The 26,091-nt window shown below is 71.7% G+C and carries 22 protein-coding genes; 17 read left to right on the top strand and 5 right to left on the bottom strand.

Annotated features, from left to right (window positions below):
- Positions 1-99: 99 nt before the first annotated feature.
- Positions 100-600, bottom strand: a complete 501-nt coding sequence (locus tag QM772_RS18350) for a pyridoxamine 5'-phosphate oxidase family protein (protein ID WP_415139059.1) — start codon at positions 598-600, stop codon at positions 100-102.
- A gap of 131 nt (positions 601-731) precedes the next feature.
- On the opposite strand from QM772_RS18350, the gene ftsY reads away from it, so the two are divergent.
- The 17 genes from ftsY (at position 732) to QM772_RS18265 (ending at position 18,100) form a co-directional block, all read left to right on the top strand.
- The gene (gene ftsY, locus QM772_RS18345; RefSeq protein WP_415139057.1) at positions 732-1,898 is read left to right on the top strand and encodes a signal recognition particle-docking protein FtsY; all 1,167 of its coding nucleotides are present in this window, start codon (positions 732-734) and stop codon (positions 1,896-1,898) included.
- A 222-nt stretch (positions 1,899-2,120) separates the two neighbouring features.
- Entirely contained in the window at positions 2,121-3,212 is a 1,092-nt protein-coding gene (locus tag QM772_RS18340; protein ID WP_415139055.1) for an NAD(P)/FAD-dependent oxidoreductase, read from the top strand.
- Positions 3,213-3,387: 175 nt separating this feature from the next.
- Complete coding sequence (locus tag QM772_RS18335) at positions 3,388-4,593, top strand: ABC transporter substrate-binding protein (protein ID WP_415139053.1); 1,206 nt, start codon at positions 3,388-3,390, stop codon at positions 4,591-4,593.
- Between the two features lie 141 nt (positions 4,594-4,734).
- Positions 4,735-5,598 (top strand): branched-chain amino acid ABC transporter permease, encoded by an 864-nt coding sequence (locus QM772_RS18330; protein WP_415139051.1) that lies wholly within the window; start codon positions 4,735-4,737, stop codon positions 5,596-5,598.
- A gap of 82 nt (positions 5,599-5,680) precedes the next feature.
- Complete coding sequence (locus tag QM772_RS18325; protein WP_415139049.1) at positions 5,681-6,709, top strand: branched-chain amino acid ABC transporter permease; 1,029 nt, start codon at positions 5,681-5,683, stop codon at positions 6,707-6,709.
- Positions 6,702-7,463 (top strand): ABC transporter ATP-binding protein, encoded by a 762-nt coding sequence (locus QM772_RS18320; RefSeq protein ID WP_415139047.1) that lies wholly within the window; start codon positions 6,702-6,704, stop codon positions 7,461-7,463. The genes QM772_RS18325 and QM772_RS18320 overlap by 8 nt, the downstream gene beginning before the upstream one ends.
- Position 7,464: 1 nt before the next feature.
- Positions 7,465-8,274: an ABC transporter ATP-binding protein gene (locus tag QM772_RS18315; protein ID WP_415139045.1), complete on the top strand. Its 810-nt coding sequence runs from the start codon at positions 7,465-7,467 to the stop codon at positions 8,272-8,274.
- A 224-nt stretch (positions 8,275-8,498) separates the two neighbouring features.
- Entirely contained in the window at positions 8,499-9,086 is a 588-nt protein-coding gene (locus QM772_RS18310; protein WP_415139043.1) for an NAD(P)H-dependent oxidoreductase, read from the top strand.
- A 3-nt stretch (positions 9,087-9,089) separates the two neighbouring features.
- Positions 9,090-10,385, top strand: coding sequence for an amidohydrolase family protein (locus tag QM772_RS18305; protein ID WP_415139041.1), 1,296 nt, complete (start codon positions 9,090-9,092; stop codon positions 10,383-10,385).
- Positions 10,382-10,837, top strand: a complete 456-nt coding sequence (locus tag QM772_RS18300) for a RidA family protein (RefSeq protein WP_415139039.1) — start codon at positions 10,382-10,384, stop codon at positions 10,835-10,837. The genes QM772_RS18305 and QM772_RS18300 overlap by 4 nt, the downstream gene beginning before the upstream one ends.
- A gap of 4 nt (positions 10,838-10,841) precedes the next feature.
- Complete coding sequence (locus QM772_RS18295; RefSeq protein ID WP_415139037.1) at positions 10,842-11,711, top strand: creatininase family protein; 870 nt, start codon at positions 10,842-10,844, stop codon at positions 11,709-11,711.
- 37 nt (positions 11,712-11,748) lie between these two features.
- Positions 11,749-12,729: an ABC transporter substrate-binding protein gene (locus tag QM772_RS18290; protein ID WP_415139035.1), complete on the top strand. Its 981-nt coding sequence runs from the start codon at positions 11,749-11,751 to the stop codon at positions 12,727-12,729.
- Positions 12,730-12,855: 126 nt separating this feature from the next.
- Positions 12,856-13,656, top strand: a complete 801-nt coding sequence (locus QM772_RS18285) for an ABC transporter ATP-binding protein (protein WP_415139033.1) — start codon at positions 12,856-12,858, stop codon at positions 13,654-13,656.
- Positions 13,653-14,549, top strand: coding sequence for an ABC transporter permease (locus tag QM772_RS18280; RefSeq protein ID WP_415139031.1), 897 nt, complete (start codon positions 13,653-13,655; stop codon positions 14,547-14,549). The genes QM772_RS18285 and QM772_RS18280 overlap by 4 nt, the downstream gene beginning before the upstream one ends.
- An 84-nt stretch (positions 14,550-14,633) precedes the next feature.
- A complete protein-coding gene (locus QM772_RS18275; RefSeq protein WP_415139029.1) occupies positions 14,634-15,992 on the top strand; it encodes an FAD-binding oxidoreductase in 1,359 nt (452 codons plus the stop codon).
- 207 nt (positions 15,993-16,199) lie between these two features.
- Positions 16,200-16,646, top strand: coding sequence for a VOC family protein (locus QM772_RS18270; RefSeq protein ID WP_415139027.1), 447 nt, complete (start codon positions 16,200-16,202; stop codon positions 16,644-16,646).
- Positions 16,538-18,100 (top strand): 8-oxoguanine deaminase, encoded by a 1,563-nt coding sequence (locus tag QM772_RS18265; RefSeq protein WP_415139025.1) that lies wholly within the window; start codon positions 16,538-16,540, stop codon positions 18,098-18,100. Before QM772_RS18270 ends, QM772_RS18265 begins: the two co-directional genes overlap by 109 nt.
- Positions 18,101-18,178: 78 nt before the next feature.
- Here the strand turns inward: QM772_RS18265 and QM772_RS18260 are convergent, their stop codons facing one another.
- From QM772_RS18260 to QM772_RS18245, 4 genes are read right to left on the bottom strand one after another with little or no spacing between them, the layout of a single operon-like run.
- The gene (locus QM772_RS18260) at positions 18,179-19,690 is read right to left on the bottom strand and encodes a Dyp-type peroxidase (RefSeq protein WP_415139023.1); all 1,512 of its coding nucleotides are present in this window, start codon (positions 19,688-19,690) and stop codon (positions 18,179-18,181) included.
- On the bottom strand, positions 19,687-21,618 hold the full coding sequence (locus QM772_RS18255) for a hypothetical protein (RefSeq protein ID WP_415139021.1): 1,932 nt from the start codon (positions 21,616-21,618) through the stop codon (positions 19,687-19,689). Before QM772_RS18255 ends, QM772_RS18260 begins: the two co-directional genes overlap by 4 nt.
- 10 nt (positions 21,619-21,628) lie before the next feature.
- Positions 21,629-22,867 (bottom strand): hypothetical protein, encoded by a 1,239-nt coding sequence (locus QM772_RS18250; RefSeq protein ID WP_415139019.1) that lies wholly within the window; start codon positions 22,865-22,867, stop codon positions 21,629-21,631.
- Positions 22,860-25,940 carry an adenylate/guanylate cyclase domain-containing protein gene (locus tag QM772_RS18245; protein ID WP_415139017.1) on the bottom strand — a complete coding sequence of 1,027 codons (3,081 nt, stop codon included), beginning with the start codon at positions 25,938-25,940 and terminating at the stop codon, positions 22,860-22,862. Before QM772_RS18245 ends, QM772_RS18250 begins: the two co-directional genes overlap by 8 nt.
- Positions 25,941-26,091: the final 151 nt, after the last annotated feature.

The raw sequence follows: 26,091 nt of genomic DNA, 5'->3' as shown, positions 1-26,091 counted from the left end.
ACCCGGGTCATCCCGCAGATGGTGCAGAGGCGCCTTGTCGCGGGAAGCTTTACCGACATGGCCCCCGCCGCATTCACTGCGCCGAAGCGCCGACAGAACTCAGAGCGCTATTTCCCGGTGGTCAGCCTTCAGTTGAGGCTTCTTGCCCGTCAGCGCAGCCTTGGCCATCTTGATCAGTTGCACGGTCTGGCTTTCCTTCATGTCCCAGTATTCGGCATGCGAGATGTCCACCACCAGCAGGGCCACGTCGGGGTCGTCCACGCCGCCGGGGAACCAGGCCCTGGCCAGGGTATTGAACAGTTCGCGCTTCTTGTCCATGTCCTCATCGATGGAGGCCAGGCCGCTCAGGGACACGTAGCTGTCGTCCTCGGGGTTCGCATAGGCGAGCCCCACGTTCGCATCGGCCACCACGCGTTCGTAGATCTCGCTTTGCCGGGAAATGAAGAAGTACAGGCGGGCTTCATCTTCCAGCTCCTTGTTCTGCGTCGTCAGGGGGTGGCTGTGCAACTCGCCTTCGGCGCCGCGGTGCGTGAGCATGCCGAAGCGGATGTCCTTGATGAGCTTCCAGAGCTTTTCACGGGGGTCGGTGGAATCGGTCATGTGTCGGGTCTTCCTTGAGAGTGGAGGGGGATCCGACCACTGTAGGAGTCGGGGCACGGCCCCAGAGTCGGCGAGGGGCGGCAGCGCCTGTGGGCTCGCTCCGACAAAGACCTCCCTAGAATCCAGGCCCCATGTTCAGTTTCTTCCGCCGCAAGAAAGCAGACGAGCCGGCGCCACGCGGCGACTCGTCCGCCAGCCTCCCGCCCGCCGATTCTCCTGCCGACGTGGTGCCACCCGGCACGCCGGTGTTCGTGCCCGGCGCGCTGCCGCCGGAGATGCCGGAAACTCCTGAATCGATAGCTGCCAGCGCCCGTCCAGAAAGCGCTGAGGCCGTTTTTGACATTCAACCCGAAGCGGTCGAGCCCGAGGCCGTCGAATCGCCCAGCCGCAGCGGCTGGCTCGACCGCCTGAAGACCGGCCTGCGCAAGACCGGCTCGTCGATCACCACCGTCTTCACGGGCACCCAGATCGACGACGCGCTGTACGAAGACCTGGAGACCGCGCTGCTCATGGCCGATGCCGGCGTGCCAGCGACCGAGTTCCTGCTGGGCGACCTCAAGCGCCGCGTGAAGGAGGCCAGGGCCACCGAGCCGGCGCAGGTCAAGCGGCTGCTGCAAGACGCCATCGCCGACCTGCTGGCGCCGCTGGAGCGGCCGCTGGCCGTGGGCATCTACCACCCCACCGTCATCATGGTGGCCGGCGTCAACGGCGCCGGCAAGACCACCAGCATCGGCAAGCTGACCAGGCACCTGGCCGACGCCGGCGCCAGCGTGCTGCTGGCGGCGGCCGACACCTTCCGCGCCGCCGCGCGCGAGCAGCTCGCCGTGTGGGCCGACCGCAACCAGGTGGAGATCATCAGCCAGCAGGGCGCCGACCCCTCGGCCGTCAGCTTCGACGCCGTGGCCGCCGGCCGCGCGCGCGGCAAGGACGTGGTGCTGATCGACACCGCCGGCCGCCTGCCGACGCAGAAGCACCTGATGGAGGAGCTGACCAAGATCCGCCGCGTGGTCACCAAGGCCGACATCACCGCCCCGCACGAGGTGCTGCTGGTGATCGACGGCAACACCGGGCAGAACGCGCTGGCGCAGGTGCGCGCCTTCGACGAGGCGGTGCAGCTCACCGGCCTTATCGTCACCAAACTCGACGGCACCGCCAAGGGCGGCGTGCTGTGCGCCATCGCGCGCGAATACGCGCAGCGCGCGCAGCCGCTGGCGGTGTATTTCATCGGCGTGGGCGAGCGGCTGGAAGATTTGCAGACCTTCAAGGCGCGCGAGTTCGCGCAGGCGCTGGCGGGCTGAGAAGCTGTGAGCAAACCCGCCACGCCCGCTCATCCCGCGCAGACGCACGCCCACGCCGCAAGCAAATGCTCGCCATAGCTCAAGCTATGGCTGTGCTTTGCGCCTTGACGGCGCACGCCTGCGCGGCCTGCTCGGACGCGGCGAATTCACTCACAGCTTCTGAAGGCGCCAGGTTGCCGTCCGTCACAGGGCGTCCGGGGGCCGGCAAGTAAACTCCGCCCCATGACCGTGAACCCCTCCCGGAAACACCTGGTGCTGCTGGGGGCGGGCCGTGCGCACCTCCAGGTGCTCAAGGGCCTGGCCCGCCAGCGCACGGGCGACATGAACGTGACCCTGGTCGCCCCGCATCCTTACTACATCGAGTCCGCCATGCTGCCCGGCTACGTGGCGGGCGACTACACGCTGGAAGACATCCGCGTACCGCTCGACGGCCTGGTCGAGGCCAGCGGCGCGGGCTTCGCGCCGGCGCACGTGCATTCGCTCGACCCGGTGGGGCGGCGCGTGCAGTTGTCCACCGGCGACGCCCTGCCCTACGACGTGCTGTCGATCGACACCGAGCCCGCCGTGGACCGCGACGAGACCGAGGCCCTGATGCCCGGCGCGCGCCGCAACGCGCTGTTCACCCGCCCGCTGGAGAACTTCGTCCAGCTCTGGCCGCAGTTGCAGGCGCTGGCGCGCGACCGCGCCTTGCAGGTGGCGGTGATCGGCAGCGGCCTGCAGGGCGCCGAGCTGGCGATGGCGGCGGCGCACGCGCTGGCGGCGCCGCACGGCAGCCGCATCACGCTGCTGGCAGGCGACGCGCCGCTGCTGCACGATCAGCCGGCGGCGCTGCAGCGGCGCGTGCTGGCGCGGCTGAGGGCGCTGAACATCACCGTGCTGCAAGACCACTGCGCCAGCCTGGACGGACGCGCGCTGCAACTGGCCAGCGGCGCCAGCCTGGTGTGCGACGCGCCCATCCTGGCCGCCGGCGCCGGCGCGCCCGCTTGGCTGCGGCAGTCCGGCGTGCAGGCGGACGAGGCCGGCGAGCCGGTGGTCAACGAGCGCCTGCAGAGCGAGAGCCACCGCCAGGTGTTCGTGGTGCCGCCCGGCGCACCGGCCGAAGTAGGCGCCGCGCTGGACGCCAACCTGCGCACCGCCATCGGCGGCGGGGCGTTCCGCAAGGCGCCGGCGGACCTGTCGCGCCTGAAGGTGGTGAGCTGCGGCGACGGCCACGCCATCGCCGTCTGGGGACCGCTGGGCCTGGAAGGCCGCGAAGTCTGGAACTGGAAGGACCGGCGCGACCGCCGCCAGTTGGCGGCGCTGTTCACCCCCTGAAGCCAGGAAAACCCTAGGCACACACCCAGTTACGCGAACTATACTGCCGATCAACAGGCACTTTAATTCATATTCCCGCCTTCGCAGGCCCCCCGCAGGGAAAACAGGCATGGGGCCGGCCGAGGGGCTGAACCAGAATGCCGCGTCCCTTTCCGACATCTCAAGGAGTTCCACGATGAATGCTCAAGCCCGCCGTCTCAGTCGCCGCCTGCTGCTCTCGCGCAGCGCCGCCGTGGTCGGCGCCAGTTCAGCCGGCCTGCTGCTGCCGGAGATCGTGCGCGCGCAGGGCAGCCGCATCAAGGTCGGCTTCATGCTGCCCTACACCGGCACCTATGCGCAATTGGGCGTAGCCATCGAGAACGGCGTGCGCATGGCCATCGCCGAGAAGGGCGGCAAGCTGGGCGGGCGCGAGATCGAGTGGGTCAAGGTGGACGACGAGTCCGAGCCGTCCAAGGGCGTGGAGAACGCCAACAAGCTGGTGCAGCGCGACAAGGTGGACGTGCTGATCGGCACCGTGCACTCGGGCGTGCAGATGGGCATCCACAAAGTGGCGCGCGATTCCGGTGTGCTGACCATCGTGCCCAATGCGGGCGTGCTCCCGGTCACCCGCGCGCTGTGCGCGCCCAACGTGTTCCGCACCAGCTTCACCAACAGCCAGCCGACGCTGGCGCTGGGCAAGCCGATGATGGAACGTGGCCTGAAGAAGGCCGTGTGGATCAGCTGGAAGTATGCCGCCGGCGACGACGCTCTGGAAGGCTTCAAGGAGAGCTACACCAAGGCGGGCGGCACCATCGTCAAGGAACTGGGCCTGCCCTTCCCCAACGTGGAGTTCCAGGCGCTGTTGACCGAGATCGCCGCGCTCAAACCCGACGCCGTGGCCTGCTTCTTCGCCGGCGCCGGCGCCGCCAAGTTCATGAAGGACTACGCCGCCGCCGGCCTGAAGGACAAGATTCCGCTGTGGGGCTCGGGCTTTTTGACCGAGGGGGTGCTGGAAGCCGTCGGCCCCGCCGCCGACGGCGTGATGACCACCCTGCACTACGCCGACTCGCTGGACACGCCGCGCAACAAGCAGTTCCGCACCGCCTACGCCAAGGAATTCAAGATGCAGCCCGACGTGTACGCCGTGCAGGGCTACGACAGCGGCCAGTTGCTGGTGCAGGGCCTGGCGGCGGTGGGTGGCGACATCGGCAATAAGGTGGCGCTGTACAAGGCGATGGAGTCGGCCGCCATCGACAGCCCGCGCGGCAAGTGGACCATGAGCAAGGCCCACAACCCGATCCAGGACATGTACCTGCGCGTGGTCGAAAAGGGCGACAACAAGGTGATCGGCGTCGCGGCGAAGGCGCTGGCCGACTCAGGCGCTGGCTGCAAGCTGGGTTGAACACCCCTGAGTCGCCTTCGGCGCCCTCCTCCCTCTCCTGCGGGAGGGGGGACGACGCCAGTTCCCGGCGCAGGTTCGGGAACGGCGTTCGCTGGCATGGCCTGCCCCGCGGCCGCCTGATTCTTTTGGCTTGACCTCCCCGTGGACTTCTCGACCTTCCTGATCCAGACGCTCAACAGCGTGCAGTACGGCCTGCTGCTGTTCATGCTGGCCGCGGGGCTGACGCTGATCTTCGGCATCATGGGCGTGGTCAACCTGGCGCACGGCAGCTTCTACATGCTGGGGGCCTATCTGGCGTTCGCGCTGACCAGTCAACTGGGCAGCTTCGCGGCGGCGATCGTGGTGGGCGCCGTGCTGTCGGCGGTGTTCGGCCTGGCGCTGGAGCGCCTGCTGTTCCGCCACTTCTACCACCGCGACCACCTCGACCAGGTGCTGATGACCTTCGGACTGATCTACATCTTCGAGGAAGCCCGCTCGCTGCTGTGGGGCGACGACGTGCACGGCGTCGCCATGCCGGCGCTGCTGGCCGGCTCGGTGCCGCTGACCGACACGCAGTCCTACCCCGTCTACCGCCTGTTCATGATGGGCGTGTGCGTGCTGCTGGCGCTGGGGCTGTACCTGCTGATCAACAAGACGCGGCTGGGCATGAAGATCCGCGCCGGCGCCTTCAACAGTGACATGACCGAGGCGCTGGGCATCAACATCAAGCTGATCCACGCGGTGGTGTTCGGCATGGGCGTGGCGCTGGCCAGCGTGGCGGGCATGATCGCCGCGCCCGTCTCCAGCGTGTACCCGGGCATGGGCGCATCGGTGCTGATCATGTGCTTCGTGGTGGTGGTCATCGGCGGCATCGGCTCGGTGCGCGGCGCGCTGATCGCGGCGCTGCTGGTGGGCTTCGTCGATACCTTCGGCAAGGTGCTGCTGCCGCAGGTGGCGGGCATGCTGGTCTATATGCTGATGGCGGCGGTGCTGCTCTGGAAGCCGGAAGGGCTCTTCAAGCAATGATGCCCCCACGCTCCCCTGCTGCGCGTGGTGCGCTGCCCCCCAAGGGGGCCTTCGCCGTCTTCGGGCGGCCGGGCGACGGCTCATGAGCGCCGCGCAATCCCATCTCGAAGCCCTGCCGCGCGGCATCCAGATCGCGCTGGCGCTGGGCCTGGTCGCGCTGGCGGAGTTCCCCTTCGCGGGCAGCGAGTTCTACCAGCAGATGGTCGCCAAGATGATGATCCTGGCCATCTTCGCCATGAGCCTCGACCTGCTGCAAGGCGTGACGGGCCTGGTATCCCTCGGCCACGCGGCCTTCTTCGGCCTGGGCGGCTACGCGCTGGCGCTGCTGTCCTCGGACGAAGGGGCCATCAGCCTGTGGTGGTCGCTGCCGGCGGCGATGGCGGTGGCGGCGATGGCGGCGCTGGTCATCGGCTTCTTCGTGGTGCGCACGCGCGGCATCTACTTCATCATGGTGACGATGGCGTTCGCCCAGATGCTGTTCTACCTGGTGTTCGACAACAAGGAGCTTCGGTTGTTCGGCGACCACGCGCTCAAGCTCGGCGGCTCTGACGGCGTCTATATCAACTTCAAGCCCGACGCCGGCCTTTTCGACCTGGAGAACAAGCGCGTCTTCTACTACTTCGTGCTGGCCTGCCTGGTGGCCGTGTACGCCTTCCTGCGCCGCGTGCTGTGGAGCCCGTTCGGCCGCGCGCTGGCCGGCATCCGCGTCAACGAGCACCGCATGCGCGCGGTGGGTTTCGGCAGCTTCGGCTACAAGCTGGCGGCCTTCACGCTGGCCGGCGCGCTGGCCGGGCTGGCGGGCTACCTGTGGGGGGCGCAGACCGGCTTCGTCAACCCGGAGCTGATGGGCTTCCACATGAGCGCGCACGCCATCATGATGGTCATCCTGGGCGGCATGGGCAACTTCGCCGGCGCCATCGTCGGCGCGTTCGCCTTCGAGTTCATGCTGGAGCTGTTCAAGGACCTGCCGGCCATCGGCGGCTTCAGCACCGGCAAGCACTGGCAGCTGTGGATGGGCCTGTTCATCGTGCTGGTGGTGGTCTTCGCGCCGCGCGGGCTGCTGGGCCTGCTGGCGCGCCTCGGTGTGCGCAGGGGGCCGCGCGATGAGTGAGGTGCTGCTCTCCGCCCGCCAGCTGACCAAGCGCTTCGGCGGCCTGGCGGCGGTGAGCGACGTGTCGGTGGACCTGTGGCGCGAGCGCATCCACGTCGTCATCGGCCCCAACGGCGCCGGCAAGTCCACGCTGACCAACCTGCTCTCGGGCGACCTGCCGCCCACCTCGGGCCGGATCGTGCTGGGCGGCCACGACATCACGCGCGCCTCGCCCGAGCAGATTTCGCGCCTGGGCCTGGGCCGCAGCTACCAGAAGACCAACATCTTCCTGCCCTTCACCGTGTGGGAGAACGTGCGCCTGGCCGCGCAGTCGCGCGCCGCGCAGCAGCCCTGGAACCCGGCGCGCTGGCTGCCCTCGGCGCGCGCCGACCGCGCGGTGAACGAGCGCGCCGAGCAGGCGCTGGAGCTGGCCGGCCTCACCGCCCGGCGCGACTTCATCGCCGGTGCCGCCAGCCACGGCGAGCAGCGCCAGCTGGAGATCGCCATGACGCTGGCCACCGACCCGCAGGTGCTGCTGCTCGACGAACCCCTGGCCGGCATGGGCGTGGCCGAGGCCGAGCGCATGGTCGAGCTGCTGCTGCGCCTGAAGCCCCGCCACGCCATGATGCTGGTGGAGCACGACATCGACGCCATCTTCGCCCTGGCCGACCACCTGACGGTGATGGTCAACGGCACCGTCATCGCCAGCGGCGAGCCCGCGGCCATCCGCGCGGACAGGGGCGTGCAGGCGGCTTACCTGGGCGAGGAGCACTGACATGGCCACCGCAGCCAACGCCAACGTCCAAGACGATCCGCACAACCCGCTGTCGCCACGCCCGCAATGGGACGCGCCCGCGCCGCGCGCCGACGAAGACCGCGACCTGCTGATCCACGCCATCGACCTGCACAGCTACTACGGCGCGAGCCACATCCTCAAGGGCGTGAACTTCATGGTGCGCCGGGGCGAGACCATCGGGCTGATGGGCCGCAACGGCATGGGCAAAAGCACGCTGCTCAAGTCCATCATGGGTCTGGTCAAGCCGCGCGCCGGCGGCGTGCTGGTGATGGGCAAGCCGATGACCGGCCGCGCGCCCTACGAGATCGCCCAGCTCGGCGTGGCCTACGTGCCCGAGGGGCGCGGCATCTTCGGCAACCTGAGCGTGGTCGAGAACCTGAAGATGGCCGCCCGCCCCGGCACGCGCGGGCAGAAGGACTGGACCTACGAGCGCGTGCTGGAAACCTTCCCGCGCCTGGCCGAGCGCCTGCACCACGGCGGCCAGCAACTGTCAGGCGGCGAGCAGCAGATGCTGACCATCGGCCGCGCGCTGATGACCAACCCCGACGTGCTGATCCTCGACGAAGCCACCGAGGGCCTGGCGCCGCTGATCGCGCGCGAGATCTGGCGCATCTGCGACCTGATCCGCGCCAGCGGCATCAGCAGCGTCATCGTCGACAAGAACTGGAAGCACGTGACGCAGGTGACCGACCGCAACGTCATCCTGGTCAAGGGGCAGGTGGTGTTCGAGGGCACGTCCGAGCAGCTCCGCGCCCAGCCCGAGCTGCTGACGCAACACCTCGGGGTTTAAAGCCAAATCGGCCTCCAGCGCCCGCCAGCCAAGCGCGAGCAGCTATTTAATTTGTAGTATTTTCGGCTTGCGCACAGTTTTCGTGCGCAGCGCCGCTGCGGGCGCACCGCGTTCGGATCCCCGCGGGCACCAATTCGGTCACCGCCGCCGCGCTGGCGCGACCGGCGGACTGGCATGCCGCTTGCGTGAATCACGCGTTGCCCTCTGCCCGCCGCCGCCTGCCCATGCGCGTTCTCGTCGTCTTCTCGCACCCGGTCGAATCCAGCTTCAACGCCGCCCTGCACCAGATCGTGGTGAGCCAGCTGCGCGCCGCCGGCCACGAGGTGGACGACTGCGACCTCTACGCCGAGGGCTTCAGCCCCGTCATGTCGCGCGAGGAGCGGCTGGGCTACCACGAGGTGCCGCACAACCAGTTGCCCGTGAAGTCCTACGTCGAGCGGCTGCAACGCGCCGAGGCGCTGGTGTTCTGCTTTCCCACCTGGTGCTTCGGTCTGCCGGCCATGCTCAAGGGCTTCTTCGACCGCGTGCTGATGCCCGGCGTGGCCTTCGACATCAGCACGCCCGAGAACGTCAAACCCGCGCTGACGAACATCAAGCGCATCGTCGGCGTCGTCACCTACGGCCGGCCGCGCTACGTGGCCTGGTACATGGGCGATCCGCCGCGCAAGACCATCACGCGCTACCTGCGCCTGCTCACCGGCGGCTCGGCCCGCGCCGACTACTACGCCCACTACCACATGAACATGGCCACGCCCGCCAGCCTGGACGCCTTCAAGCAGCGCGTGGCCCGTGCCATGGCCACGCTGAGCTGAGCCATGGCCCGCCTGCTGCGCCGCGCCCGCCTGCCGCGATGGCTGCTGCCCGCCGACTGGCCGCGCGACGGCGCCGAGCCGCGCCTGGCCGACGTCGGGCTGACCCGTGGCCGCATCGAGCGCATCGCGCCGCACGACGGGCAGGCCGCCCCTGACGACGCCGAGCCCTGGGACCTGGGCGGCGCCCCCGTGCTGCCCGGCCTGGTCGATGCCCACCTGCACCTGGACAAGACCTTCACCCGCGCCCGCCTGGGCGAGGTGCGGCCCGGCCTGCTGGGCGCCATCGACGCCATGATGGCGGACAAGGCCGGCTGGACGCCCGGCGACGTGCGCGCCCGCGCCACGCGCGCGCTCGGCTGGGCGCACGAGGCCGGCAGCGTGCACCTGCGCACCCACTGCGACTGGTGGGACTTAGCAAGCGTGCCCGTCGCCTGGCCGGTGCTGCGCGAGCTGGCCGAGCAGTGGCGCGGCCGGCTGCTGCTGGAGCGCGTCAACCTCAGCCCGCTCACGCTGTACCAGGACCGCGACTGGGCCTTCGCCACCGCCCGCGCCGTGGCCGCCGGCGGCCACGGCGCCTGCCTGGGCGGCTTCGTGCATTCCACCACCTGGCACCCCACGGCACTGCGCCACCTGCTGGAGGCCGCGCAGGCCCACGGGCTGGACGTGGACCTGCACTGCGACGAGGAGCTGAACCCCGACGCCCAGGGCCTGGCCGCCACCGCCGCGCTGCTGGCCGAGCTGGGCTTCGCCGGCCGCGTGGTCTGCGGCCACGCCTGCGCGCTGGCCGCCAAGCCGCGCGACGAGGCGCTGCGCATCCTGGACGCGGTGGCGCGCGCGCCCATCACCCTCATCGGCCTGCCCGCCACCAACCTGCTGCTGCAAGACGCGGAGGTCGGCCGCACGCCGCGCCAGCGCGGGCTGACGCTGCTCAAGGAGGCGCGCCAGCGCGGCATCCCGGTGCTGCTGGCCAGCGACAACGTGCAAGACCCGTTCTGCCCCACGGGCAGCTACGACCCGCTGGAGGCGCTGGCGCTGGGCGCCGCCGCCGGCCAGCTGGACAACGCCTTCGACCACTGGTCCGACACCCTCTGCCGCGCCGACGCGCTGCGCGCCGGGCCGCCCGCGCTGCCGCTGCGTCCCGGCGCGCCGGCCGATCTGGTGGTGTTCCCGCGCGCCGATGCCTGGGGCTTTCCGTCGCGCACGCAGCCGCGCGTGGTGCTGCGCGGCGGCGAGCCGCTGGCGGGCGCCGTGCCGGCGGCGTGGACGGCCTGCCCCGTTCCCGCGGAGGTCAACGCGTGAACACACCCGCTTCCGGCCAACCACTGGCCCGCTACGCCGCCTGGCGCCGCGCGGGCGACCTGGTGTTCCTCTCCGGCGTGATCGCGGTCGACCCGGCGGCGGGCAAGATCGTGCGCGGCTACACCGACATCCCGCCCGAGGCCGCCGACCTGATCGGCCGCACCGGCGAGTTCAGCACCGACGTCAAGGAGGGCCCCATCCTGGCCCAAAGCTGGGCCGTGCTGGACGGCATCCGGCAGACCATCGAAGCGGCCGGCGGTCGCATGAGCGACGTCATCAAGCTGGTGCAGTACTTCAAGTGCCTCGACCACTTCCCGCACTACAGCCGCGTGCGCAAGCTGTTCTTCCCCGGCGAGCCGCCGGCCTCCACGGTGGTGGAAGTCAGTGGCATGCTGCCCACGCCCGACATCCTGATCGAGGTCGAAGCCACCGCGTGGCTGCCGACCCGCTGACCCCATGCTGCACGGCTACACCCCGCCCCACCGCTACCTGCCCTACCTGAGCTGGACCGAGATCGATCAGCTCCCCGACAAGGCCAACACCGTCGTCGTGCTGCCCGCCGGCGCCACCGAGCAGCATGGCCCGCACCTGCCCTGCGCGGTGGACACGGTGATCGCCGCCGGCGTCATGGGCCACGCGCTGGCGCGGCTGCCCGCCGGCGTGCCCGCCTTCGCCATGACGCCCATCGCCTACGGCAAGTCGGAGGAGCACCTGCACTTTCCCGGCACCGTCACGCTGACCGGCGAGACCCTGCTGGCCACCATGAACGAGGTGGGCGAGTCGGTGTACCGCGCCGGCTTCCGCAAGCTGCTCATCGTCAACGGCCACGGCGGCCAGCCGCAGGTGATGGAGATGGCCGCGCGCGAGCTGCGCCTGCGCCACGGCGACTTCATCGTCGTGCCCGGCTTCACCTGGCGCGTGCCGCACGTGGCCGGCCGCTACCTGAGCGAGCAGGAGAAAAAGCTCGCCATGCACGCCGGCCATGCCGAGACGGCGCTGATGCTGGCGCTGGCGCCCGACACCGTGCGCATGGACCGCGCGGTGGCCAACTACCCGCCGCCCTTTCCCAGCCCGCTGCTGTCGCCCGACGGCCGCCCCGCCTGCGCCTGGAGCGCGCGCGACTTCGGCCCCAGCGGCGTCATCGGCGACCCGCTGCCGGCCACGCGCGAGCAGGGGATGGCCATCCTCGACTCGCTGGCCGAGAGCTGGGCGCAGGCCATCACCGAACTGCACCAGCTGCAATGGGCTCCGCGCGCGCAGGCCACCTGGGGCCGCGGCCACCAGCGCGGCGACGTCGAAAGCGCGGCTGGCCTGAATCCTGCATGACGCACGGCACGTCCACGTTCACGCACCGGAGCCGCCCATGATCCACCCCATCATCCGCCTCGCCCTCCCCGCGGCCCTGGCCCTGGCCGCCGCTTCCGCCGCCGCACAGGAGAAGTTCACCTACCTGACCAACTGGTACGCGCAGGCCGAGCACGGCGGCTTCTACCAGGCCATCGCCACCGGCCTGTACAAGCAGGCCGGGCTGGACGTCACGCTGAAGATGGGCGGCCCGCAGGTCAACGTGGTGCAGCTCATGGCCGGCGGCCAGGCCGACTGCGTGATGGGCTCCAGCGACTTGCAGATGCTGCAGACGCGCGAGGGCGGCGTGCCCGTCACCACCGTGGCCGCCGTGTTCCAGAAGGATCCGCAGGTGCTGATCGGGCACGAGGACGTGAAGAAGTTCGAGGACCTGAAGGGCAAGACCATCCTGATCGCCTCCTCCGCGCAGCGCGGCTACTGGCCGTGGCTGAAGGCCAAGTTCGGCCTGACGGACGCGCAGACGCGCCCCTACACCTTCAACATCCAGCCCTTCGTGGCCGACAAGAACGCGGTGCAGCAGGGCTACCTGACCTCCGAGCCCTTCGCCATCCAGAAGGCCGGCGTCAAGGCCAATGTGCTGATGTTCAGCGACCACGGCTTCCCCGCCTACGCCACCACCATCAGCTGCATGGACAAGACGCTGAAGGAGCGCGCCAAGGCGGTGCAGGCCTTCGTGAAGGCGTCCATGGAAGGCTGGAAGAGCTACCTGGCCGACCCGGCGCCAGGCAACGCCCTGATCAAGAAGGACAACCCCAACATGACCGACGAGCAGCTGGCCTACAGCGTGGCCAAGCTCAAGGAAATGGGCATGGTGACCGGCGGCGACGCGCCCAGGCTGGGCATCGGCGCCATGACGCCCGAGCGCTTGAAGGCCAGCCACGACTTCCTGGTGGAGCACAAGCTGCTCGACCCGGCCAAGGTCAAGCCGGGCGAGGGCTACACGCTCGACTTCATCAAGAACGTGCGCGTGCTGCCATGAGTGCCGCCCGGCCGCTCCGAAGGCGCTCGCACCCGCAGTCCGAAGGACGGAGGGTGGTCCGGTGAGCGCCGCCCGGCCGCTCCGAAGGCGCTCGCACCCGCAGTCCGAAGGACGGAGGGTGGTCCGATGAGCGTCGAGCGCCCGGCCGCGGTCGACGTGCTGTCGGTCGAAAAGACCTACCCCGACGGCACGCAGGCGCTGCTGCCCGTCGATCTCAGCATCGCGCAGGGCGAGTTCGTCACCCTGCTCGGCCCCTCGGGCTGCGGCAAGAGCACGCTGCTGAAGATGGTCGCCGGCCTGCTGGAGCCGACCGACGGGCGCCTGTACCTGTGGGGCAAGCCGGTGCCGCAACTGCACGAGGCCGGCAAGAAGATGGCCTTCGTGTTCCAGGCGCCCACGCTCATGCCCTGGGCCAGCGTGCAGGCCAACGTGCGCCTGCCGCTGGACCTGGCCGGCGTGCCGCGGCCTGAGGCCGACGCCCGCGTGGCCGACGCGCTGGCGCTGGTGGGCCTGTCGAAGTTCGCCGGCGCGCTGCCGCGCCAGTTGTCGGGCGGCATGCAGATGCGCGTGTCGATCGCGCGCGGCCTGGTGACCGAGCCCGACCTGCTGCTGATGGACGAGCCCTTCGGCGCGCTGGACGAGATCACCCGCCACAAGCTGGACGCCGACCTGCTGGAGCTGTGGCAGAAGAAGAACCTGACGGTGATCTTCGTCACCCATTCGATCCACGAGGCGGTGTTCCTCTCCACCCGCGTGGTGATGATGGCCGCGCGGCCGGGCCGCGTGGTGGAGCAGTTCGCCATCGACGCGCCGTTTCCGCGCACCGACGACTTCACCGTCAGCCCCGAATTCAGCCGCCACGCCAGGCAGTTGCAGGACAGCCTGCACCGCGCCAGCGCGGCCGGCGCCGAGGAGCTTGCCGCATGACCGCTGCTACCGCCCTTACGTCCGCGCCGGCCCCGGCGTCCACCCCAGCACGCACTCAGGCCCGCTCCACGCCGCGCCCCGCTGCAGCGCCGCGCCGCACACCCTGGCTGCGCCGCCCCAACGTACAGCGCGTCGTTTACCCGCTGCTGGTCGGCGTGCTGCTGCTGGCGCTGTGGCAGGGGCTGGTGGTGGGGCTGGAGCTGCCGCCCTACCTGGTGCCCTCGCCGCTGCTGATGATGCAGACGCTGGCCACCGACTTCGCGCCGCTGATGCTGTCGCTGTGGGTCACGCTGAAGATCACCGTGCTGGCGTTCGCGGCGGCCACGCTGGCGGGCGTGCTGATCAGCTTCCTGTTCGTGCAGAGCAAGGCCATCGAGACCGCGCTGTTCCCCTACGCCGTGCTGCTCCAGGTCACGCCCATCGTGGCGGTGGCGCCGCTGATCATCATCTGGTTCAAGGACCCGACGCTGTCGATGGTGATCTGCGCCGCGCTGGTGGCGCTGTTTCCCATCATCAGCAACACCACGCTGGGGCTGCGCAGCGTGGACCCGGACCTGCAAGCCTATTTCAAGCTCAACCACGCCAGCCGCTGGCAGACGCTGGTGCGCCTGCGCATCCCGAGCGCGCTGCCCTACTTCTTCGGCGGCCTGCGCATCTCCAGCGGGCTGGCGCTGATCGGCGCCGTGGTGGCCGAGTTCGTCGCCGGCACCGGCGGCACCGGCGCCGGGCTGGCCTACCAGATCCTGCAATCGGGCTTCCAGCTCAACATCCCGCGCATGTTCGCGGCGCTGCTGCTGATCTCGCTCGCCGGCGTGGGGCTGTTCGTGCTGATGGCCTGGCTCACGCGCCGGGCGCTGGGTGGCTGGCACGCGAGTGAAACCTCGCACGACTGATAAACGCTATCGTATATATAGCTGCTCGCGCCCGCCCAGCAAGCGCTGGAGGCCAATTTTGCTTATAAGCTCTTCCTGCACGACATGACCGCGTCCACCGCCAGCCACCTGCCCCGGGAGCTGCCCCAGCTCGACTGGATCACCGACCCCAAGCGCGTCGCCCGCCTGTCGCAGGACTTCGCCTGGTTCAGCCCCGTGCTCAAGCGCGCGCTGGAGGGCAAGCAGGGCGACATCGCCGTGCGCCCGCGCACCGAGCAGGAGGTGGTGGAGGTGGTGGCCGTCTGCGCCCGCGCCGGCCTGCCGATCACCGTGCGCGGCAGCGGCACCGGCAACTACGGCCAGTCCACCCCCCTGCACGGCGGCGTGCTGCTCGACATGAGCGCCTACGACGGCTTCGGCTGGGTGGCCGGCGACGTCGGCCGCGCGCAGGCCGGCATCCGCCTGGCCGACTTCGACCAGCACGCGCGCGGCTACGGGCGCGAGCTGCGCTGGGTGCCCTCCACCTACCGCAGCGCCACGCTGGGCGGCCTGTTCGGCGGCGGCTTCGGCGGCGCCGGCTCGATCAACTACGGGCCGCTGGCCGCGCCCGGCAACGTGCTGGGCGCGCGCGTGATCAGCGTCGAGCCCGAGCCGCAGCTGGTCGAGCTGCGCGGCCCCGAGGCCATGGCGCTGCACCACGTCTATGGCACCAACGGCATCGTGCTGGAGCTGGAAGTGGCGCTGGCGCCCGCGGTGGAATGGAGCGAGTGCATCGTCGTGTTCGACGAATTCGACCAGGCGCTGGGCTTCGCCCATGCCTTCGGCCAGGCGCCCGGGCTGGTGAAGAAGGAGCTGTGCTTCCTGGGCGCGCCGGTGCCCGACCACCTGGCCGCGCTGGCCGAGTTCCTGCCGCGCGGCTGCCACGCCGTGCTGACGCTGGTGGCCCCGCATGCCGAGGACGGCATGCGGCAGATGGCCGGCGCGCGCGGCGGCCGCGTCACCTACCGCAAGAGCGCCGAGGAAGTGCGTGAGGCGCCCAAGACGCTGCTGGAGTTCACCTGGAACCACACCACCCTGCACGCCATGAAGGTGGACAGGAGCCTGACCTACATCCAGAGCGGGTTCGATCCCGCGCGCTGCGTGCAGCAGGCCCAGGCGCTGGAGGCCGAGCTGGCCGGCGAGGTAATGATGCACCTGGAGTTCCTGCGCACCAAGGAGGGCGTGTTCAACTGCAGCGGCCTGCAACTGATCCGCTACACCAGCGACGAGCGGCTGAACGAGATCATGCAGATCCACCGCGACCACGGCGTGCAGATCAACAACCCGCACACCTACATCGTCGAGGAAGGCAAGCAGAACCACCAGCTCGACCCGGCGGTGCTGCGCGCCAAGCAGCGCTTCGACCCACAGGGCCTGCTCAACCCCGGAAAATTGCGCAGCTGGCCGGACATGGCGGTGGCATGACATGAACCACACGCGCTTGCACGCACGAAAAGCCCCTCTCCCCTCGTGGGAGAGGGGTTGGGGAGAGGGTGAGGTTCGGGCACCACGCGCGCATGCATGCGTCGCTCCCCTCTCCCCAGCCCTCTCCCACAAGGGGAGAGGGAGGAATGCCGTGCAATTTCCCATCCGCTGTGGGAGGGGTAGCGCGCAGCGCCATGCATCACTGACATGAAGCTGCTCCACAACTTCTTCTGCCGCGACATCGAGGCCATGTCGCGCTTCTACCAGGCCGTGCTCGAACTGCCGGAGGATGCGGCAAGCCGCTCGCCCATCTACCGCGCCGTCGCCACGCCGCAGTTCCAGTTCGGCTTCCATGCGTCGGCGGCGTACGATCTGCTCCAATTATCGGAGCGAAAACCCGACGACACACGGGCGCTGCGACCCGAAACCACCGGCTACCCCACCTTCATGCTCGACACCCCCGCCGCCGTCGATGCCGCCGTGCAGCGCGCGCTGGCGCACGGTGGGCACTGCATCAAAGGCCCCTACGCCACCTACTACGGCGAATGGCAGGCGGTGATGGCCGACCTGGAGGAACACGTGTTCCGCTTCAGCGCCCTCGGCCTGCCCGCGGGCGTGTCGGCGCCCGCGCTGCAACTGCCCGCCGCGCCGTGACCACCGGCGCGCGCGAGCCCACGCTGCTCGTGCGCCACGCGCGCCGCGTCGCCACGCTGGACGACGCCGGCACCGAGCTGGCCGACGCCTCCATCCTGGTGCGCGGCCACCGCATCGAGGCCATCGGCCCGGCGCACGAGCTACCCACGCAAGCCGACACCGTCATCGACGCCCGCGCGCACCTGGTGGTGCCGGGCCTGGTCAACACGCACCACCACATGTTCCAGAGCCTGACGCGCGCGGTGCCGGGCGTGCAGGACGCCGAGCTGTTCACCTGGCTGAAGGGCCTGTACCCGCTGTGGGCGCGCCTCACGCCCGAGATGGTGCGCGTGTCCACCCAGGTGGCCATGGCCGAGCTGCTGCTGTCGGGCTGCACCACCAGCAGCGACCACCTCTACATCTACCCGAACGGCGTGCGGCTGGACGACAGCATCGAGGCCGCGCAGGCCATCGGCATGCGCTTCGTCGCCGCGCGCGGCAGCATGAGCGTGGGCGAAAGCGGAGGCGGCCTGCCGCCCGACGCGCTGGTGGAGCGCGAGGACGCCATCCTGGCCGACAGCCAGCGCCTGATCGAGCGCTGGCACGACCCGTCGCACGGCGCCATGGTGCAGATCGCGCTGGCGCCGTGTTCGCCCTTCAGCGTCAGCCCCGCGCTGATGCGCGCGTCGGCCGCGCTGGCGCGCGCCTATGCGCCGCGCTTCGGCGCGCGCGGCGTGCGCCTGCACACGCACCTGGCCGAGAACGACCACGACCTCGCCTACAGCCGCGCCACCTTCGGCCGCACGCCGGCGCAGTACGCGCAGGACCTGGGCTGGCTGGGCGACGACGTGTGGCACGCCCACTGCGTGCGGCTGGACGAGGAAGGCATCGGCCTGTTCGCCGCCAGCCGCACCGGCGTGGCGCACTGCCCGTGCAGCAACATGCGGCTGGCCAGCGGCATCGCCCCGGTGCGCCGCCTGCTGGACGCCGGCGTGCCCGTCGGCCTGGGCGTGGACGGCAGCGCCAGCAACGACGGCGCCCACCTGGTGGCCGAGGCGCGCCAGGCCCTGCTGCTGGCGCGCGTGGGCCGCGCCATGCAGGCGCCCGAGCAGCGCGGCGGCCGCACTTTCTTCGGCTGCGACCTGGGCCCGGCCGAGCTGACCGCGCGCGACGCCCTGCGCCTGGCCACGCGCGGCGGCGCCGAGGTGCTGGGCCGCGCGGCCGACATCGGCCACCTGGCGCCCGGCATGTGCGCCGACCTGGCGCTGTTCCGGCTCGACACCCTGGCGATGGCCGGCGGCGCCGTGCACGACCCGGTGGCCGCGCTGCTGCTGTGCGCCCCGCCGCCGGCCGACCACGTGGTGGTGAACGGCCGCGTGGTGGTGAGCGCAGGCCGGCTCGCCACGCTCGACCTGCCACCGCTGCTGGAGCGGCACGACCGGCTGGCGCGCGTGCTGGCCGAGCCGCTGCACTGATACGCCACAGCGCGCTCAGACACGTGGCGGCAGATGAGGAAAGCCCGATCGGCGCCGGTCCGGCGGGCGCCGATTGACTTACCCGCCGCCGAACTGCTTGCCCTCCGCAAGCCAGCGCAGCGCGCGCAGGCCGGGGGCGAAGAAATAGCCGCCGCCGCGCACGGTGGTGAAGCGCGGCAGCCCTTCGATGCGCTGGCCGACCGGGCAGCCCTGCACGCTGAAGGCGCGCCGCGCGCTGGCGCCCAGCAGCGGATCGGGCTCGTCGCTCAGGTCGCCGAAGCGCGAGCCGTTGATCCAGTTGCGCTGCACGAACTCGAACTGCCGCTCCAGGTCGGCGGCCAGGGCCACGAACATCAGGCCGTGTCCGCAGGGGTGCTTGCAGTCGCGGCCGCCCGGCAGGCCCTGGCAGGCGTCGATGGCGCCGCCGGCCGCACAGGCTTCGGTGTAGACGCGCCCACGGCGCAGCAGGCGGTGGATCTTCGACGCCGCGATGCCGCGCGCCACGCTGTGCGAGAGCGCGTCGCGCGGCTGCGCGCGGCGCGCGTGGGCGCCGCGCGGGCACTCGAAGCCGTGGGCGTCGGTCTGCAAGTAGCGGAAGGCGTCGATCTCGTTCGGCGCCCGCGCCACGCCGAGCAGGGAGCGGCCATCGGCCGCATGCCTGCCGACCAGCGCGGCACCGCCCTGCAGCGCCGGGTGGGCGGCCACGAAGTCCTGGAAGGTGGACACATGCTGCTCGATCTGGCGCACCGCCAGGTAGCTGCCGTTGCGCCCGAAGCCGCGCTCCGCCGAGCGGCCCCCGGGCCAGTGCATGAGGCTGGGCGCGTAGGCGCGCTCGGCGTATTCGTTCGGCTGGCCGAGCACGAACTCGCCCGGCTGCACCACGCGGTCCTCGAAGGCCGCGCCCGCGGCCTCGCGCGCGCGGCGCTCGAAGGTGGACAGCGCCAGGCCCGCCAGCACCGGCTGCCCGATGCCGTCGCGGAAGCCGAAGGGCTCGTACATGGCCGGCCCCGCGCCGGGCGCCATCGGGTCCACGTAGCTGGGGCAGCTCGACACCGAAAGCACGCACAGCCCCGCCGGCAGCGCCGCCGGGTCGAGCGGCGGCGCTGGCGTAGCGCCGTCCGCCCAGCAGTGCGCCACCAGCACGTGGGCCGCGAACTCGCCGGGCTCGCCCGCGTCGCCCCAGCGCCAGGGCTCGGGCTCGTCGCCCAGCAGGCGGCGGCGCAGCGGGCTGGCCATGCCGGCGCGGAAGGCGCTGGGGAACGGCAGCCCGGGGTCTTCCTCGGCCCCCAGGGCGCGCAGGCCTGCGTGGCTGAAGGCCAGGGTCACCGACTCCTCCACGCGCTCGCTGCGGCGCTGCGGCGCATCCTCCCGCTCGCGCTGCCACCAGCGCCGGCCGGGCTTGCCCTGCCGCACCTGCTCCACGCTGTGCACCACGTCCAGCGCCAGCACCTGCCGCAGCCAGGCCAGCGCCGCCTGCGCGTCCTCGATGTGGATCAGCAGGTAGCGCGAACGGCGCAGCCCGGGCAGCCCGCTGCCGACGATGGCGGGCACGTCGGCGAGGTCGGCGACGAAACTGTCGAGGGGGTTCATGATTCGAGGGCCCTGGCGATCTGGTCGTTCTTGACGGCGCTGGGCGTGCCGCGCAGCGCCTCGCGCAGCCGCGTGCCGCGCTCGATGTCCTCGTTCGACAAGCTGTAGGCTTCGTAGCGCGCCAGGTGCGACACCATGCTCACGCGCGCATAAGCCTTGAAAGCCTGCTCGGCCTTGCAGCCCCGGTAGATGCCGAATCGCGTGGGCGGGAAGCGGCGAGGCGCGGCGACATCGGGGTCGCCCGGCCGCGCGGCGCCGCGCGGGCGCAGCTCGGTGCGCTGCCAGATCAGGTTCACGCCCTCGGCGGCGCCCAGGATGAACTCGTCCAGGTAGCCGCCGAAGAAACCATCGAAGTTGCTGCAGAACAGCAGCCGCCGGCCGTTGCCGATGATGCGCCAATGGCCGAACTTGATGCCGCTGGCACTGCCCAGGACGCCTTCGGTGAAGACGGTTTCACCCAGTTGGTGGATGAGCCGCAGCCACAGGCGCAGCCAGAAGCGGTGCCACGCATAGGGCCGCCGGATCTCGGTCAGGCTGATCATGTGGCCGACGGCGTTGCGCGCGGCCAGGCCGGCCTCGCAGGCGGCGACGCTCGGGTGAATCTGGTGGGCGGGCGCAACGGGCAGTGGGCCGGGCCGCTGCCAGCGCGTGGCGATGCGGGCCAGCCAGGGGGTCAGCCTCATCATGACCCGGGTGACCAGCAGAATGACGAGCACCACCGCGGCGACGGCGGCCAGCACCCACGCCAGCCGCGCCTCCCATGCCGGATGCGCCGCCAGCGTCAGCGGCGCGGACATCCACCACCGCGATGCCAGCACGGCCAGCACCGGCTGCGCGCACAGCCAGACGACGCCAGCGGTGAACAGCGCCGCGCCCAGGATGGCGGCCAGGGGGAAGAAAGGCGGCGCGCGCAGCGCCAGCGCCACGCGCAGCAGCACGACCAGCCCGGCGGCGGCAACGAAGGCCAGCAGGCTCCCCACGCCCACCAGGGCGTGGCCGAGCCATTGCGTGAGCAGCGCCCAATCGTGGCCGATGAAGCCGACTTTCAGGTCACGGAGCAGCAAGACCACGGCCACCAGGGCGCTGAACAGCACCACGGCCACCACGCCCAGCTTGCCGAGCTGGGTCGTGAGGGCCAGCGCCAGCGGCACGAGCAGCACGGGCAGCAAGGCCAGGGCCGCCAGCAGCACGGCCGTGGCGGATGCGTCCGGCAACGCCAGCTCGCACCTGCCCAGCCAGGCGCCCGCCATGTGCACCAGCCAGCCGAAGACCGTCAGCAGGCCGAACAGCGCCGGGATGGGCACCACCAGCCGCGCCGCCACGGCGGCCCAGCCGGCCAGCCCGAAGCCCGGCCCCTTGCGCCAGCGCGAGCGCGGCGCCGGGCTGGCGGCCACCCAGCCGAAGCCGGCCGCCGCGGCCCAGCGCCGCAGGCCGCCGGCCAGGGTGGCGGCATCGGCCGGCCGGCGGTCGGCGGGCAGGCCCTGCACGGCGGCGCGCGCGGCCTGGAACAGCCGGTGTTCTTCCCGCACCTGCGCCACGCTGCGGTCGCGCGCGCCCACGAAGCCGCACTCGGGCAGGCTGGCGTGCTCCAGCAGAAAGGCGCGCAGCCAGGCGCGCCGCGTCGCCCGGTCGGCATCGGGCGAGCCGGGCCAGTTCGGCCGATAGAGCCGCCACAGCGCGCCGAAGGCCCGCGCCAGCGCCAGGTCCAGCAGGTCCGCCAGCGCCAGGTCTTCGTCCACCACCACTTCCATCAGCAGCTCGGGCGCCTGCGCGGCCGGCGCGTCGGGCGGGGGCGGCAGCAGGGCCAGCGTGGCGAAGTGGATGCGCCCGATGCGCTCGGCGAAGGCCGCCAGCGCCCGCTGCGCGCGCGGGCCGGCGGCCGCCGGCGCGCCGGGCGTCACGAAGCAGATCATCTGTTGGCGGGGCATCGGCGGCCTCTCAGTTCGCGCGGAAGCGCAGCCGCAGGCGGGCGATGGCCGGGCCGTCGTAACGCAGGCGGCGCCACCACGGGTCGGCCCAGGCGAGCCGGGGCAGCCGCAGCAGCCCGATGAAGGCGCTGACCAGGGTCTCGGTCACGTGGTCGCGCGCGACGCACTGGCGCCCGCCGCGGCCGAACATCAGGGTCCGGTCCTCCGGGAAAGCGAGCGGCCGGCCGGGGGCGAAGGCGCAGGGTGGCGTGGCCGGCACGGCAGCCGGGTCGCTCATGGCGCCGACGCCCAGCAGCGTCAGCGCCGATCCACCCCCGGCGCGCCCCTTGCCGTCGGTGCCGTACAGCGTGTCGCGCCGCACGTCGCGCATCAGCAGCGGGAACGGCGGCCGCAGCCGCAGCAGCTCCAGCACGTGCAGCCGCACCCGCTCGCGCAGATCGGCGTCCGACCACGGGTCGGCGTGCCGCCGCACGTCGCTTGCCAGGTCGCGCAGCCACAGGTCGGCGCGCCGGGAGAGCATTTCCTGCACCAGCAGCGCGCCGCTCTGCACGGTGGCGGGGTGACCGACCCAGAGCACGCCGACCACGTTGCGCGCCACTTCTTCTTCGCTGAGCGCGCCTTTCGCGTTCCAGGCCGCGTGCAGCGGCGCGATGTTCGCGCGCACCCAGCCGTTCAGCGCGGCGGCGCTTTCACGCGCACGCGCTTGCACCGCCTTGGTCGCCACGCGGCCGATGATCAGGTGGGCGCCGATGGCGCGCAGGTGCGCGAACATCGGGTCGCCGGGTTCCAGGCGCGGCAGCCCGGCCCCGAAGGCGCCGCTCATGGCCTGCCAGGCCACCGGCACCATGTAGTCTTCGATCAGGTCGAAGGCATGGCCGCCACCGGCCAGCAGCGTATTCGAGCGCGCGCGGCTTTCGTCGGCGGCGCAGCGCCCGAAATCCTCCGGCGGCGGCATGCGTGCCTCCAGCCGAGCACGCTCGGCCGTGTGGCGCGGGCCGCTCTCCAGGCCGATCAGGAACTCGCCCGCCACCAGGTTGGGCCGGTGCGCGGTGCTGGAGAAGGCCAGCGGCCGGTCGAAGGCGGCGGCGACGTCGGCGCGCGAGGCCACGGTGCCGGCCGCGTACCCCACCCAGGGCTGGCGCTGGATGGTGCGCGCGATGAGGCGCAGCAGCCTGGGCTGGTGGATCAGCGCGCTGATGCCGTGATAGACCGCCCAGATCCTGGCGCGGGCCCAACGGCTCTCACGCATGGCCCTGCCCCGCCAGTTCCGGCTCCCGCTCGGCAGGGGCCGGGCCGGCGCCGATCTCGCAGGCGGCTTCCAGCGTCGGCCAGTGCATGCCGCATTCCTGCGCCAGGGCCTGCGACTCGGCCCGGTGATCGGCGGCGCCGCGCGCGCGCCCGGCCACGGCCTCCAGCCGCGCCAGCAGCAGCAGCGCGCGCACCTCATGGCCGCGCTGCTCGAACGAAGCGGCGGCATCGCACGCCTGCCGCGCGGCGGCGATGGCCTCGTCCACGCGGGCCGCGCGGCCGAGCGCGACCGCCAGGAAATACGGAAAGTAGTACTCGTTGTAGCGCCCGCCGGCGCTCGATGCGTGCCGCGCGACGGCGGGCTCCAGCAGCGCCAGGGCCTCGTCCGCGCGGCCGCAGAGCGCCAGCGCGCCGGCCAGGTGCGCCAGGATGGCCGGGTGCATGTTGCTCAGCTCGTGCGCGCGGCACAGCTCCAGCGAGGCGTGCAGCAGCACCGTCGCTTCCTCGGGCCGCTGCCGCGCCATCAGCAGCACGCCTTGGGCAAAGTCGAGCAGCACGCGGGAGAAGGGGTGGTCCTCCGCCTGCAATTCCCGGTAGCCCTGGTCGCAGGCCGCCTGCGCGGCGGCCAAGTCGCCGCGCCAGAGCTGGGTGTCGGCCAGGAAGGTCGCCAGGTTGACCGACGCGATCACGGCCCAGCCCGGCAGCAGGCGCCGCGCCTGCAACTCGGCCGCGAAGTCGCGCGCCACCCGCGCGCCGTCGGCCTCGGCGTCGGCGTAGCGGCCGAGGGCGTGGTTGTGCATCATGCGCGCCACGCCTGCCGCCATCTGCACGCTGCGGCTGCCGGCCGCCGCCGCCACTTGCCCGGCGTGCGTGGCCGCCGCCAGGCCCTGGCGGAAGTTGCCGCAGCCCCAGTGCGTCACCGCCAATTGCACCGCCACGCCCGCCTGCCGGCGCAGATCGCCCAGCAGGTGGGTGATGGCCTGGGCCCGCTCCAGGTTGGCGATGATGTCGTCGAACCGGCCCAGCGCCATCTGCGCGCCCAGCACTTCCAGCCGCAGGGCCAGTTCGTTGCCCAGTTGCTCGCCTTCCGGCTCGATTCGCCGGGTGGCGCCAAGGCCGAGTTCGAACAGGCGCAGCGCTTCCTTGTTCTCCGACCGCGCCAGCGCGCGCGCCATCGCGGCCAGCGCATGCCGGGCCGCCGCCGGCCATTGCTCGCCCTCGAACGCGTGCTGGGCCAGCATGCCGGCGTCGGCGGGTGCCGCGTCCGCGCGCGCGCCGAGCGCCTCGAAGGCTGCGCGGTGAAGCTGGCGGCGCCGGGCGCGCGTCATGGCGGCCAGCACGGATTCCTGCACGAGCCCGGTGCGGAACGCGTAGCCGGTGCCCGGCGGGAACGGCACCGCCACGATCAGGCCGCCGGACAGGGCCTGCCGCAGGTGCCGTTCGGCCTCGGCCGGCTCGATCCGGCGCACGGCGGCCAGCAGCGCGGCTCGCAGCGGCTCGCCGAGGATGGCCGCCGCTTCCAGGCTGGCCTTGGCGTCGGCCGGCAGGCGGTCCACCCGCGCGCCGATGATGGCCATGATGGAGGCCGGCACCTTCAGCGGCGAAGTGCCCGCCAGGCTGCGGCACGCGCCCGGCGGCCCCTGCAGGCTGCCGTCGTCGAGCAGCGTCATGACCATCTGCTCCAGGAACAGCGGGTTGCCGGCGGCGCGGTCGAGCAGGGCGCGGCGGATGGGTGCGAGCGAAGGGTCGCCGCCCATCAGGTGGTCCGCCAGCCGTGCCGCGTCGGCGGGCGGCAGCGGCCCCAGGGCCTGCTCCTCGAACCAGGGCTCTTCGCGCCAGCGCGGGGCGAAGTCGGGCCGGTAGCTCATGAGCAGCAGCAGCGGCTGCGCGGCCAGCCGCTGGGCCAGCGACGCGATCAGCCGCTGGCTGCGCTCGTCAGCCAGGAACACGTCTTCCACCAGCAGCGCCAGGGGCTGGCGCCGGGCCTGCTCGCCGACCAGCCAGACGAAGGCCGCCTCGAGCCGCTCGCGCCGCTGCAGGGGTGCCAGCCGCTGCCAGGCTTCGCCAGGATCCGCGGTGCCCAGCAGGTCGGCCAGCGCGGCGGCATGCGCCTGGGCCTCGGCGGTGGCGCTATCGCCATCGCCACCCTCGCCTCGCAGCGCACGCACGATGTCCGCCGCCAGGCTGTAGGGCGCCTGCACGCCATACCCGCGCGCGCCCGCCCAGGCGGTGGCGAAGCCCAGGCCGCGCAGGCGCTCGCCCAGTTCGGCGACGAGGCGCGACTTGCCGATGCCGGCCTCGCCGCGGATGCCCACGCCCAGGCAGCGGCCGCCCTGAACCCGGCTCGCGGTCGCGCCCACCGCGTCCATCACCTCGGCGCGGCCGAGGAAGGGCCCGAGGTAGTGGCGCCGGGCCAGCGGCGCCGCCGCCGAGCCCTGCGGGCCGGGCAGGAGCTCGTAGACGTCCACCGGCGCGTCGAAGCCGCGAACTTCGCGCGTGCCCAGCGCCTGCGCCGACACCTGGCCGCCGACCAGCTTCATGGTGCTGCCGCTCAGGTAGGCGCGGCCGGGCGGCGCCAGCCGCTCCAGCCGCGAAGCCAGGTGCACCGGCGCGCCGTCCACCCGGTAGCTGCTCGCCAGTTCGCCACTGCCGGGGCCGGCGATCACCTCGCCCGAATGGATCCCGATACGCACCTCCATCGGTACCCCCGGCGCAGTCTGGGCGGCCGCCTTCATGGCGGCCAGCATCGCCTCGGCCGCCAGGCAGGCGCGCAGGGCGTGGTCCTCCTGGGCGACGGGCGCGCCGAACAGCGCCAGCAATTCGTCGCCGCGCCACTGCACCTGGGTGCCGCCGTAGGCGCCGACGGCGGCGCTCATGCGCTGGTAGGCCAGGTCCAGGTAGGCTTGGCCGCCCTCGGCGTCGGTCTGGATCACCCGCGCGGTGGAATCGCACAGGTCGGCCAGCAGCACCGTCACCTGCTTGAGCTCGCGCTGCGCATGCAGCAGCGCCCCGCAACTCCAGCAATAGCGGTGATCGCTCTGGCACGGCGTGCCGCAGTTGGGACAGGTGCTCATCACTCCATTTCACTTCAGCGGGAAGCGTTCCTCGGCCTGGTGAGTTCTTTCTTCTGAATGAACTAGTTTAGGACGCGGAGAACACCCTGGACAACGCCCGGCCAGGCGCTTCGTCACTTTGGCGATAGTCCGGCCGCGCCCTGGCCCACCG

Source organism: Ottowia sp. (assembly GCF_047601385.1).
Lineage (GTDB): Bacteria > Pseudomonadota > Gammaproteobacteria > Burkholderiales > Burkholderiaceae_C > Ottowia.
This window is presented reverse-complemented; position numbering and strand designations above follow the sequence as displayed.

Coding starts and splice junctions, on each gene's coding strand:
- QM772_RS18350 (WP_415139059.1), bottom strand. CDS start 600: ATGACCGATTCCACCGACCCCCGTGAAAAGCTCTGGAAGCTCATCAAG.
- ftsY (WP_415139057.1), top strand. CDS start 732: ATGTTCAGTTTCTTCCGCCGCAAGAAAGCAGACGAGCCGGCGCCACGC.
- QM772_RS18340 (WP_415139055.1), top strand. CDS start 2,121: ATGACCGTGAACCCCTCCCGGAAACACCTGGTGCTGCTGGGGGCGGGC.
- QM772_RS18335 (WP_415139053.1), top strand. CDS start 3,388: ATGAATGCTCAAGCCCGCCGTCTCAGTCGCCGCCTGCTGCTCTCGCGC.
- QM772_RS18325 (WP_415139049.1), top strand. CDS start 5,681: ATGAGCGCCGCGCAATCCCATCTCGAAGCCCTGCCGCGCGGCATCCAG.
- QM772_RS18320 (WP_415139047.1), top strand. CDS start 6,702: ATGAGTGAGGTGCTGCTCTCCGCCCGCCAGCTGACCAAGCGCTTCGGC.
- QM772_RS18315 (WP_415139045.1), top strand. CDS start 7,465: ATGGCCACCGCAGCCAACGCCAACGTCCAAGACGATCCGCACAACCCG.
- QM772_RS18310 (WP_415139043.1), top strand. CDS start 8,499: ATGCGCGTTCTCGTCGTCTTCTCGCACCCGGTCGAATCCAGCTTCAAC.
- QM772_RS18305 (WP_415139041.1), top strand. CDS start 9,090: ATGGCCCGCCTGCTGCGCCGCGCCCGCCTGCCGCGATGGCTGCTGCCC.
- QM772_RS18295 (WP_415139037.1), top strand. CDS start 10,842: ATGCTGCACGGCTACACCCCGCCCCACCGCTACCTGCCCTACCTGAGC.
- QM772_RS18290 (WP_415139035.1), top strand. CDS start 11,749: ATGATCCACCCCATCATCCGCCTCGCCCTCCCCGCGGCCCTGGCCCTG.
- QM772_RS18285 (WP_415139033.1), top strand. CDS start 12,856: ATGAGCGTCGAGCGCCCGGCCGCGGTCGACGTGCTGTCGGTCGAAAAG.
- QM772_RS18280 (WP_415139031.1), top strand. CDS start 13,653: ATGACCGCTGCTACCGCCCTTACGTCCGCGCCGGCCCCGGCGTCCACC.
- QM772_RS18275 (WP_415139029.1), top strand. CDS start 14,634: ATGACCGCGTCCACCGCCAGCCACCTGCCCCGGGAGCTGCCCCAGCTC.
- QM772_RS18270 (WP_415139027.1), top strand. CDS start 16,200: ATGAAGCTGCTCCACAACTTCTTCTGCCGCGACATCGAGGCCATGTCG.
- QM772_RS18265 (WP_415139025.1), top strand. CDS start 16,538: ATGGCAGGCGGTGATGGCCGACCTGGAGGAACACGTGTTCCGCTTCAG.
- QM772_RS18260 (WP_415139023.1), bottom strand. CDS start 19,690: ATGAACCCCCTCGACAGTTTCGTCGCCGACCTCGCCGACGTGCCCGCC.
- QM772_RS18255 (WP_415139021.1), bottom strand. CDS start 21,618: ATGCCCCGCCAACAGATGATCTGCTTCGTGACGCCCGGCGCGCCGGCG.
- QM772_RS18250 (WP_415139019.1), bottom strand. CDS start 22,867: ATGCGTGAGAGCCGTTGGGCCCGCGCCAGGATCTGGGCGGTCTATCAC.
- QM772_RS18245 (WP_415139017.1), bottom strand. CDS start 25,940: ATGAGCACCTGTCCCAACTGCGGCACGCCGTGCCAGAGCGATCACCGC.